At 36.9% G+C, this 11281-nt stretch carries 11 protein-coding genes and 1 riboswitch; of the genes, 3 read left to right on the top strand and 8 right to left on the bottom strand.

Annotated elements, in window-relative coordinates; genetic code table 11:
- Positions 1-51: 51 nt before the first annotated feature.
- A complete protein-coding gene (locus IGM09_RS03355) occupies positions 52-600 on the bottom strand; it encodes a folate family ECF transporter S component (protein WP_002385065.1) in 549 nt (182 codons plus the stop codon).
- Positions 601-630: 30 nt separating this feature from the next.
- Positions 631-798: riboswitch (THF riboswitch) on the bottom strand.
- A 66-nt stretch (positions 799-864) separates the two neighbouring features.
- Positions 865-1287, bottom strand: coding sequence for a methylglyoxal synthase (gene mgsA, locus IGM09_RS03350; protein ID WP_002355823.1), 423 nt, complete (start codon positions 1285-1287; stop codon positions 865-867).
- 185 nt (positions 1288-1472) lie between these two features.
- Between mgsA and IGM09_RS03345 the strand changes: the two genes are divergently transcribed.
- The gene (locus tag IGM09_RS03345) at positions 1473-2576 is read left to right on the top strand and encodes an ABC transporter ATP-binding protein (protein WP_002355822.1); all 1104 of its coding nucleotides are present in this window, start codon (positions 1473-1475) and stop codon (positions 2574-2576) included.
- A 50-nt stretch (positions 2577-2626) separates the two neighbouring features.
- On the opposite strand, the gene IGM09_RS03340 is transcribed toward IGM09_RS03345, so the two are convergent.
- From IGM09_RS03340 to IGM09_RS03325, 4 genes are all read right to left on the bottom strand, one after another.
- Complete coding sequence (locus IGM09_RS03340; RefSeq protein WP_002355821.1) at positions 2627-3244, bottom strand: hypothetical protein; 618 nt, start codon at positions 3242-3244, stop codon at positions 2627-2629.
- A gap of 126 nt (positions 3245-3370) precedes the next feature.
- A complete protein-coding gene (gene rsmA / locus IGM09_RS03335) occupies positions 3371-4258 on the bottom strand; it encodes a 16S rRNA (adenine(1518)-N(6)/adenine(1519)-N(6))-dimethyltransferase RsmA (RefSeq protein ID WP_002358849.1) in 888 nt (295 codons plus the stop codon).
- Positions 4259-4276: 18 nt separating this feature from the next.
- Positions 4277-4861 (bottom strand): ribonuclease M5, encoded by a 585-nt coding sequence (rnmV, locus tag IGM09_RS03330; RefSeq protein WP_002358848.1) that lies wholly within the window; start codon positions 4859-4861, stop codon positions 4277-4279.
- A complete protein-coding gene (locus IGM09_RS03325; RefSeq protein ID WP_033624866.1) occupies positions 4858-5628 on the bottom strand; it encodes a TatD family hydrolase in 771 nt (256 codons plus the stop codon). Before IGM09_RS03325 ends, rnmV begins: the two co-directional genes overlap by 4 nt.
- A 134-nt stretch (positions 5629-5762) precedes the next feature.
- On the opposite strand from IGM09_RS03325, the gene IGM09_RS03320 reads away from it, so the two are divergent.
- Both IGM09_RS03320 and IGM09_RS03315 read left to right on the top strand, forming a co-directional pair.
- On the top strand, positions 5763-7985 hold the full coding sequence (locus IGM09_RS03320; protein WP_033624865.1) for a HelD family protein: 2223 nt from the start codon (positions 5763-5765) through the stop codon (positions 7983-7985).
- A 120-nt stretch (positions 7986-8105) separates the two neighbouring features.
- Positions 8106-8711, top strand: a complete 606-nt coding sequence (locus tag IGM09_RS03315) for a hypothetical protein (RefSeq protein ID WP_002383359.1) — start codon at positions 8106-8108, stop codon at positions 8709-8711.
- Between the two features lie 58 nt (positions 8712-8769).
- Here IGM09_RS03315 and IGM09_RS03310 read toward each other — a convergent pair whose 3' ends face one another.
- Together IGM09_RS03310 and metG are read right to left on the bottom strand one after the other, a co-directional pair.
- A complete protein-coding gene (locus IGM09_RS03310; RefSeq protein ID WP_002361374.1) occupies positions 8770-9045 on the bottom strand; it encodes a hypothetical protein in 276 nt (91 codons plus the stop codon).
- Positions 9046-9144: 99 nt separating this feature from the next.
- The gene (gene metG, locus IGM09_RS03305) at positions 9145-11154 is read right to left on the bottom strand and encodes a methionine--tRNA ligase (protein ID WP_002366303.1); all 2010 of its coding nucleotides are present in this window, start codon (positions 11152-11154) and stop codon (positions 9145-9147) included.
- Positions 11155-11281 lie beyond the last annotated feature (127 nt).

The raw sequence follows: 11281 nt of genomic DNA, 5'->3' as shown, positions 1-11281 counted from the left end.
AAAAGAGTCACTTTTCTGGGATGATGAAAAGTGACTCTTTTAATTTTAAATTTATTGATCTAATTCAGATAATGGTTTTCCAAATAAACGTTTAAAGGGAATTTTATTGCCTAAATAATAAGTGGCAATTACTTGAATAGGAAAGAAAATAACTGTTTTAATTAAGCGTGGTACCCACCAAGCAAAATTTGCTAGATTGACGCCATACATTAAACTTAACCACAAAGGAGTTAAAATGATATTAATTAAAACGGTGACCAACAATGTCGCCAAAATCACTCGTTGCCATGTCATTTCTTTCTTATAATAGAAATAACCATAAATAGCACCAGCCAAAAAGGCATTTAAAGTAAACCCAGGAAAATAGCCTGCCTTTGGAAAAAGCAACATTCCTACCACATCAGCCACCGCCGTGCCGATTCCAGCCCAAAAAGGTCCGAAAATCATCCCAATCAATGATTCTGGGATAAACGTGAAACTGATTTTTAAAAACGTTGTTTCATACGCAAAAAAGCGTGAAAAGACAACGACCACCGCAATGAGTACGCCCATTAACGCAATGGATTTTGTGCCAAATTTTTTCTTTGTCATTTTTAGCATCTCCTCTAAGAGCTGCTACATGACGAACCATGCAGCGAATGCGAAAACAAAACCGCGAACATTAAAAAGCTGAACGTGTTGTTCTGATGATAAGCAAAGTAAGAACCTTTGCTTTCTAGCAACACACTGTTTATGTTCTTCGTCCAAAAGGCAACATCCCATCCTTTTAGCACTTAACGCTTTGTCTCCTACTCTGTTATTTTATTTGGACAAAAGTCCTCATAAAATATACCACAAAATAGTCAAAATAACCATTAAGGTTCTCTAAAAAGCTAACGGTCGACGGTCCCCTTCATGGATAACCTCACGGAAGTCCGCAAACCCCGCCTCGACACCTCTCAAAAGAATTTCAGCACTGCCGATATTGGTCGCTAAAGGAATTTCATAGACATCACTTAGACGAATCAAAGCCGTCACGTCTGGTTCATGCGGTTGCGCGGAAAGAGGATCTCTTAAAAAAATAACTAAATCAATGTTGTCTTCTGATATCATTGCGCCAATCTGTTGATCCCCACCTAATGGCCCCGATTTAAAGCAATGCACGGGTAAGCCAGTTGCTTCCATCACTTTCATGCCTGTCGTTCCCGTTGCATACAATTCATGTTTTTCTAAAATATGTTTATAAGCGGTTGCTAGTTTGATCATTAATGTTTTTTTACGATCATGAGCGATTAAAGCGATTTTCATGTTATCCAACTCCTGTCTTTGTTATATTATAACAAAAGTTTATCGATAAATCCGCTGAGAGTGTTTGCCCTTTGTCACCTTGACGAAAAAGTCTTCTTTTTCTTGTGCAACTCTCCCTTGCTGAAAGATAGCGTTTTCATTTAAACTATGAGTAACAAATCAAAAAGAAAAGAGTGACGTATCAAATGGTGGAAATGGCGCTTAGAAATGTGTATAAAAAATATGACAATGCAGAACATTATTCTGTTACAGATTTTAACTTAGAAATTACAGACCGTGAATTTATCGTCTTTGTCGGACCTTCTGGTTGCGGTAAATCAACAACATTGCGAATGATTGCTGGCTTAGAAGATATTACTGAAGGTGAATTATCAATTGGGGACAAAGTCATGAATGACGTTGCACCGAAAGATCGTGATATTGCCATGGTTTTCCAAAACTATGCGCTTTATCCGCATATGACTGTTTTTGATAACATGGCTTTTGGTTTAAAACTAAGAAAATATGATAAAGCTGAAATTAAAAAACGGGTGGAAAATGCTGCGGATATTCTGGGCTTAACAGAGTACTTACAACGTAAACCTGCGGCGCTTTCTGGTGGACAACGCCAACGTGTTGCACTTGGCCGGGCAATTGTCCGTGATGCCAAAGTCTTTTTAATGGATGAACCTTTATCAAACTTGGATGCAAAATTACGTGTAGCCATGCGTGCTGAAATCGCTAAACTACACCAACGTTTAGAAACTACGACAATTTATGTGACACATGACCAAACCGAAGCGATGACCATGGCTGATCGAATCGTAATTATGAAAGATGGCTTTATTCAACAAATTGGTTCACCAAAAGAAGTTTACAATACACCAAAAAATATGTTCGTAGCTGGGTTCATCGGCTCACCTGCCATGAATTTCTTCAAAGTTACCTTAAACAATGGGGTTATTTCTAACCAACATGGCTTAAAACTAGCAATTCCTGAAGGAAGAAACAAAGAGCTTGTTGAACATGGTTATGAAGGCAAAGAATTAATTTTCGGTATTCGTCCAGAAGATATTCATAGCGAACAAGTGGCTTTAACGGCAATGAAAGATGCGGTGATTAAATCTGAAGTCGTTGTTTCTGAATTATTAGGGGCTGAATCCATGCTTTATACAAAAATTGGTGATACAGAGTTTATCTCAAAAGTAGATGCTCGTGACTTCCACCATCCTGGTGAAATGATTGACTTAGCTTTTGATATTAACAAAGGACATTTCTTCGACCCTCAAACAGAAGAAGTCATTAAATAAAAAAATCTCGAGGCATCCGTCGCAATGACGGATGCCTCGATTGTTTCTCTTTATGCTAATTTAACCTTCTTCTTTATCACTTTGGGTTGTTTTGCTTCTGTAAAAGTTGGAATATCTACATGTTTACTTAAGGTACTTGCTAAAAAGTAGGCAATACTGAAATCCACCAAACTATGAATTAATCCACCAACGCCCATCAAAAGAAAAATAGAATACATGAAGCCGGCTGTATAATAGGTTCCTGGCAAGTTGCCCATTGTGTAAAATACAGAAACAACCACTAGCTCGGCAGCGGAATGAATCACTCCAATTCCCACGTTAAACAACTGTAATTTCCCATTTAACAAAGTGAATTTCCCCTCTTTATTGATTAAAATTTCTGGATGCTTTTGTAAAATCACTGCGCCAATGACTGCAAAAATCAAATGAGATAAGGCCCGCAAAGCAATAATCGGTGTTGCGGATAAGAAAAAACCAAAACCTGTTCCTAGACTAACCGCAATTGCCACCACTGGAGAAATAAACATGGCAATAAAAACTGGGACGTGACTTGCTAACGTAAAACTGGCTGGACCAATGGTAATTCTTGGCATAACCATTGGAATGATAATCCCCATTGCAATTAAAAGTGCTGAAATTGTTAAACGTTTTACTGAGTTTGTTTTCATTAAAACTGCCTCCTGAAGGTGTCATGACACCTTTTGTTTTTCTCAAGTGTAGCTGAACAGCCGCAATGTGTCAAGACACATAAAAGAACTTTCTGTTATTTCTCATAAATAACAGAAAGTTCTTTTTTATACTGGTTTATTTTTTTCTAAAGCATTACTTAGACGAGCGAATTCTTCTAAAGACAATGTTTCACCACGTCTAGAAGGATCAATTTCTGCTTCAGCTAGGCTCTCTTTTAGCCAAGCTACCGTTTGTTCATCTTTCCCATAAAAATGCGTTAAGTTATTCCACAATGTTTTGCGTCTTAATTGGAAACTGGCTTTGGTTAATTTGAAAAATTCTTTTTCATTGGTCACTGTCACCGCTGGTGTAGCACGGCGCGTCAATTTAATAATCGCCGAGTCAACATTGGGTTGCGGCACAAAAACTGTTTTTGGCACAATAAAGGCGACACTTGCTTCCATAAAATATTGGACAGCAATTGATAATGAGCCATAAGCTTTCGTTCCTGGTTTAGCAGCAATTCGATCAGCGACCTCTTTTTGCATCATCACAACCATTTCGGCTACATCTAAAGAAGATTCTAAAAAATGCATCATAATTGGCGTAGTAATATAGTAAGGTAGGTTAGCTACCACTTTAATCGGATACTTCTCTTGAAAAACTTGGTTGGTTGTCTCGACCAAATCAGCTTTTAAAACATCCTGATGAACCACTGTCACATTATCATAGCGACTTAAGGTATCCGCTAAGACAGGAATCAAGCGATCATCAATCTCAAAAGCCACAACTTGTGCTGCGTTCATCGCTAATTGCTCTGTTAATGCACCAATTCCAGGCCCGACTTCGACAACATTTGTCTGCTGATTAATTCCCGCTGTTTCTACAATTTTTCTTAAAATATTAGGCTCTGTCAAAAAATTTTGACCTAAACTCTTTTTAAATGAAAATCCATGTTTTTTTAGTATTTCTTTGGTTCTGGATGGTGTGGCAATTTCTTTATAGTCCGTCACGCTTGTTCCTCCATGTAGTTATTCTTCGTTTGCAAGTTCTTTTAAAATACGTGTCATGCTTTCTTTCAATTCTGCTTCTGTAATCCGAAACATGCTTAACCGTTTGACTAACTGTTTGCTATTTGTATAGCCAATTCTTAGGTCATCTCCTAATAATTCACGGTATTTTTTGGCATTTGCTCCCGCTATTAAACCATATTCAACTAGTGTTTGTCTAGGAATTTCTTGATAGTCTTCATCAGCTTGAACAGGTGTTACGACTTTTTTTAAGGCTTCAATAATTGCTTCATCACTAGCATGTTCAACCCCTAGGCTACCGCCATTTTTTTTAGGCACTGCAACTTTTCTTGATAAAAAAGCATGCTTTGCATCAGGAACGACTTCCATTATTGTTTTACGAATTTTTTCGCCCGAATAGTCTGGATCTGTAAAAATAATCACGCCTCTCGTTTCTTGTGCGTGTTCAATTTGTGTCAAAATTTCATCATTGATAGCAGAACCAATCGTTTCAATCGTATCCGCTGCAACTACCTCTTGAATGCGGCGTGTGTCGTCTTTTCCTTCAACGACAATGATTTCTGCAACTTTCATTTTTTCCTTCATTTATCTATCCGAAACAAGCGATGAGCGTTGACTCTCGTTTGTTCTGCCACTTCTTCAAAGGTTAGTTGTCGTAATTCAGCAATTTTTTCCACTACGTATCGTGTATAGCCTGGTTCATTCCGTTTACCACGATAAGGAACGGGAGCTAAATAGGGTGCATCTGTTTCCACCAACATTCGTTCGAGTGGTACCGCCATCGCCGCTTCTTGAACATCCAATGCCTTTTTAAACGTTACGACTCCACTAATAGAAATATGCAAACCTAAATCTAAAAATTTCTTCATCCACTCAGCATCGCCACTGAAACTATGCATGATTCCACCAATATCTGAAATTTTTTCATCTTTTAAAATTCGATAGGTATCTTCTAATGCCTCTCTCGTATGCACACTAAACGGTAAATTCATTTCCCGAGCAATCGCAATTTGACGGCGAAAGACTTTTTCTTGCACCTCTTTAGGATCCTCCATCCAGTAATAATCAAGACCGATTTCACCTAATGCGACAATTTTTGGCAACGTTAATTGTTCTTGTAATCGTCGTTCAACCTCTGGCGTATAGCTACCCGCTTCTGTTGGATGCCAACCAATAATACTATAAATATTGGCATATTCCTGACTAAGTAAAAGAGATTTTTCAATCGTTGGTTCATCAAAACCGACCACGGCCATCTCTGTAACACCCAATTCTTGGGCATGTGCAATCGTTTCTGGAATATCATCATTAAATTGTTCTGCATTCAAATGTGTATGTGTATCAAAAATCATTATGATTGCCTCCTTTATCTCCTCTCTACTTTATCATATTTCTTGAAAAATCTGAATGACTAGGCGACAAGATTCGCCATTTCCTCATAAACAGCGCTTGCATTTATGCTAAAAGTAACGTATACTATTCAGTCATGTTATTAAAAGGAGGAATCTCCATGACCGATGAAAAAATTTATGAACAACAGCATTTAACAACGGTTTATCATGAGCTGCAAGCGGCTAAAAAAGTTTACGAAGAGCAATTGGCGAACACAATGAAAGATGGCAAACATATGCTAGAGGAATTTGGTCGCGATTCTAAGCTGAATTTTGATAGTTATGCCGATAATCTAGAAACGTTTGCCATGTTGGAAATGAAGAACCGTGAAATTGATCAGTGGAACTTAAAAAATGAAGCAACGGCTAAAAATTTAGACAAAGTGAAACGCCTATTACAAGTTCCTTATTTTGGTAAAATTGGCGTGACTTTTGAAGACAGCCCTGAAGAGCCAGAAAACTTTTATATTGGCGTAAACGATTTTACTTCTTTAGAAGAAGAAACGCGCATTCACGATTGGCGCTCACCGATTGCTTCGTTATTTTATGACAATGTTTTAGGGAAAACAGCCTACATGGCACATCAACAAACCATTCCTGTACAACTTGATTTGAAAAGACAGTTAATTATTGAAAAAGATCAATTAATCAACTATTTTGACACAACCATTGCGATTCAAGATGATGTGTTATTGCATTCTTTAGAAGAAGATGCTTCTCCTTACATGAAGGACATTACGACAACCATTCAACAAGAACAAAATCAAATAATTCGTGACGAAACGCAGCCACTCCTACTAGTCAACGGGATTGCTGGTAGTGGGAAAACGTCTGCGATTATGCAACGGATTGCTTATTTACTTTATCAACATCGAGCAGAAATTACAGCGGATAATATTTTATTACTTTCACCAAATTCAACATTTATTGATTATATTTCTCAAGTTTTACCGAATTTAGGCGAACGAAATCCCTTGAATTTGACTCTTTTACAATTTTTGCGCTTCACTACCAAAGAAGCATGGCCAATGGAAGAAGAAACGGACTATTTCGAACGCATTACTCGCTCTGAGGCAACGGAGCAAGAGCACGTTATTCGTTCAAAAGAATTTGCAACGTTTCTTTTAAGCAATCCTGAAAAAGCGGTTGTGCAGCCACATTTTTTCCGTCCTTTAACTTTTAAAAAGCAGACCTTATTTACTTCAGAAACAATTTTTAAACTTTATCAAGAAACACCAGCTGACTTGAGTATTCGCCAACGAATTTCAGCCACAAAAGAAAAGTTAACCAGTCTTTGGACACGGTACTTATTAAAACAAGCCCATTCTAAAAAAATGTTGGATCAATTCCAAGATTTAACAGAAGCTGAACAAGTTCGTTATTTTGGCACAGTGATTACCGAAGATAATGAAAAACATCTGGCTGATTTTGCTTTAAAACGTTTGAAGAAAAAATATCGCTCTATCACTGCCGCTATTAAAAATGATGCTTGGCTAGATCAATGGGCCTTTTTTGAAACGTTTTATTCTTTATTCACTGAAAAATCGTATCAAAAAGAGACAGCTGTTTTCACAGCCGATGAAATTGTGGCCCTTATTTTGGTGAAACATGCATTTATTGAAAACCTCGCCAACCAGCAAATGGCTTTTATCCTAGTCGATGAAGTCCAAGATTATACAGAAGCCCAATTATTATTACTGCTGACACTTTTCCCTAAAGCTAGTTTTACTTTAGCTGGTGATGAAAATCAAGCCATTTTTAATACAGCCATTGAATTTTCTGAAGCCCATGATTTATTGGTTAACGAAACCAGCCGTTCTGTTGGAACCTATCAATTATTAAACAGCTATCGTTCAAGTAAAGAAATTACACGACTCTTCCAAACATTAGGCACTCAACCAGAGCAATTAACCATTGTGCCCATCCGGCATGATGGAGAAAAGCCGACATTTATTCCTTGTGACTCTGCGTCTGACTATCTTAAAGCAATCGTCACTTCCATTGCAACTTTTGATCCGAAAGAAAGCACCGCCATTATTACTAAAACTTTTGCAGAAAAAGAACAATTAACAAAAGAACTTAGTGCTTCTCTTTCATTGGAAGAACATCCGTCACTGCAAGTTTTATCAATTGATATGGCAAAAGGTCTAGAATTTGATAATGTAATTCTTCATAACCCAAATGTTAATCGTTATTCCGACAATAAACGAGATAAAAAAATCCTGTATACTGCTATTTCTCGTGGAATGAAACGGGTCATTTTACCTTATACCGGCACACTTTCTGAATGGTTTACACCTTACTTGGCAGCCCGGTAACTGAGACTTAAGGCGGATTTTATTTTTAGAAAAACCACTTATAATAGACGAGTAGGTACTGCTTTTTAATTAGCAGACCTACTCGTTTGTTGTCTCTTAAGTTGAGAGGAGCGTGATAAGGTGAAACAATCACCTGATTTAGAAAATTTTTTAAAAACCTCTATCCAAAAAAATGTAACTATTGAGCGAAAACAACAAAACCAAACCATTTGGCACTGGCTACTACTTATTTTATTTGGCTTGCTAACCTTTGGCTCACTGACACAGCAGTTACTCCTAATTGGCTTGTTTACACTTATTGCCGCTATTGTTAAAGGTCCCTTAATGCTCGTCTGGGGAACCATCTATTCGGCGTTAGTGGCTTTGTTTCCACCTTTTGCTTTAGTCCTATCTTTACTTTTTTTTATAATTAATTTAGGCACCGTTATGAAAAGTTGGCGTATTACTTTAACAAGTGCTTACTTTTATCTAATTCCTTTAGGTTTTAGTCTCTTGAAAACGACCGACTGGGTATCAACGCCTTATTTCCTGACAGGCTTGGCTTTGTTAAGTATTTTAGGGCTGCATTTTATATTAGAGTGGCTCTATAAAAATAATAGCTTAGGCCGTTTACTCACGTGGCAAATTATTAGTGTCCCTTTTTCACTCTTACTGATCATTTTACCAAGTCGTCTAACGAAAGGCCGTTTTGGTAAAAAACGAATACCTAAAAAAGTGAAACTCTAAAATAGAAAAGCCTAGGAAAAATCGCAAATGATTTTTTCTAGGCTTTTCTTCGATTCTTTTAATTTAAAAATTCGTTGATTTTCGATTTTAGGACGTCGATAAAACTGGAGAAAGAGAGTTCATTTGTTTGTGAATATGTCCAATGAGCCAATAACAGAAAAACTAAAATAACCAGTATCGCAACCACTAAAAAGGTTCTAATTCTTGCCCTTCTTTTTCTACGTTGAACTGTTAGCCGTGCTTGTTCCCTTACTCTCATAGCTTCTAAATAATACGGACGCCATTTAGGATCATTTTTTCGTTGCTCATAAAACTTAAATTTATGATAAGCCATCAAACTTCCCCCACATCAAATCACTTTTCTTCTAGTATACAAAAAAAGTAGTAAATATAAAAGGTTATAATTCACCTTTTATCTTTACTACTTATGCTTTTATGCGATTCCTGCACCATTTGGCATTTCTTTTGGTGCTTCAACAATTTGAAGTTTCCCTTCTGGTGATTCAGCTGAAAGAATCATTCCTTGGCTAATTTGACCACGCATTTTTCTTGGTTTTAAGTTAGCCACAATGACTACTTTTTTGCCAATTAGCGCAGCTGGATCTGGATAAAATTCAGCAATACCTGAAAGAATTTGACGATGGTTTTCATCTCCAGCATCTAAACGGAATTGCAATAATTTATCTGCTCCTTTGACTTTTTTACAGTCAATAACTTCGGCAACTTTTAATTCCACTTTATCGAAATCATCGTACTTAATTTGTTTTTCTTTCGTTGAAACTAACGTTGTTTCTTCTGGATTCCATTTAATATCCTCTTCTGTAGCACTTTCGCTTTGGGACATTTTCTTTTGAATATACGTTACTTCTGTTTCAATTTCTAAACGTGGGAAAATAGGTGTTCCTTTACTTGTTACTGTTACGTCTGTTGGGAACTCACCAAAATGAATATTTTCCATGTTCATTGTTTCTGGATCTAAGCCTAATTGTTCGAAAATTTTCCCTGGTGTTTCTGTCATGACTGGTTGCAATAAGATTGCCACAATTCGTAAGCTTTCCGCTAAATGGATCATGACACTTTCTAATTCGTTGCGTTTCTCTTCTTCTTTAGCCAATACCCAAGGCGCTGTTTCATCAATATATTTATTGGCACGAGAAACTAGCGTCCAGATTTCTGCAATGGCCGTGTTAAATTCCATTTTTTCCATTGCTTCATGATATTTTCCAATAACATTCGCCGCAGTTGTCGATAGTTCACTATCAAATGGGGTAACTTTTGAAGCATAGGCTGGTACTTTGCCATCACAATATTTATTAATCATCGCAATTGTTCGATTCAACAAGTTTCCTAAGTCATTAGCTAAATCATAATTTAAGCGAGAAACGAAATCTTCTGGTGTAAAGACGCCGTCACTACCAAATGGAATTGCTCGTAATAAATAATAACGTAACGCATCTAGACCGTAGCGTTCTACTAACATTTCAGGGTAAACAACATTTCCTTTAGATTTAGACATTTTTCCGTCTTTCATCAATAACCAACCATGTCCAAAGACTTTTTTCGGTAATGGTAAATCCAAGGCCATTAACATAATTGGCCAATAAATCGTATGGAAACGCACGATTTCTTTCCCAACCATTTGCACGTTCGCAGGCCAATATTTTTGGAATAATGAATCATCTTCTGAACCGTAACCTAGTGCTGTAATATAGTTTGATAACGCATCAATCCATACGTAAACCACATGTTTTGGATCATTTTTTAATGGAATTCCCCAAGAGAAAGTCGTTCTTGAAACGGCTAAATCTTCTAATCCTGGTTTGATGAAGTTATTTAGCATCTCATTTTTACGAGATTCTGGTTGAATAAATTCTGGATGTTCTTCGTAATATTGTACCAAGCGATCCGCATATTTACTCATGCGGAAGAAATAGGATTCTTCTTTAACTAATTCGACTTCGTGACCACTTGGTGCTTTCCCACCAATGACATTGCCTTCATCGTCACGATATACTTCAGCTAATTGTGTTTCAGTGAAAAATTCTTCATCAGAAACTGAATACCAACCTTCATATTCTCCAAGGTAGATATCTCCTTGTTCTACTAAACGATCAAAAATTCGTTGCACGGCTGCCATGTGATAATCATCCGTTGTCCGAATAAATTTATCATAGCTGATATCTAATGTTTTCCATAATTTTTGAACATCTGCTGCCATTTTATCAACGTACTCTTTTGGTGTCACATTCAACTCAGCAGCTTTTTTTTCAATTTTTTGGCCATGTTCATCCACACCTGTTAAATAAAATACATCAAAACCCATTAAACGCTTGTAACGGGCCATTGCATCGCAGGCGATTGTTGTATATGAATTCCCAATATGTAACTTCCCACTTGGGTAATAAATTGGGGTGGTAATATAAAATGTTTCTTTCTGTGACATACAGAAAAAACCTCCTTTAGTCATTTTCCTAAACCCTCAGGATTTACTCCTAAACAGTATACCATAATTAGACATTATTAAACTATATTTCTTGTCGGTTTTCTCTTGAAAATGAAGAAAATGCCAG

The sequence above is a fragment of the Enterococcus sp. DIV0167 genome (assembly GCF_050541555.1).
GTDB lineage: Bacteria > Bacillota > Bacilli > Lactobacillales > Enterococcaceae > Enterococcus > Enterococcus faecalis.
The sequence above is the reverse complement of the archived record's forward strand: the minus strand, read 5'-3'. Positions and strand labels throughout refer to the sequence as shown.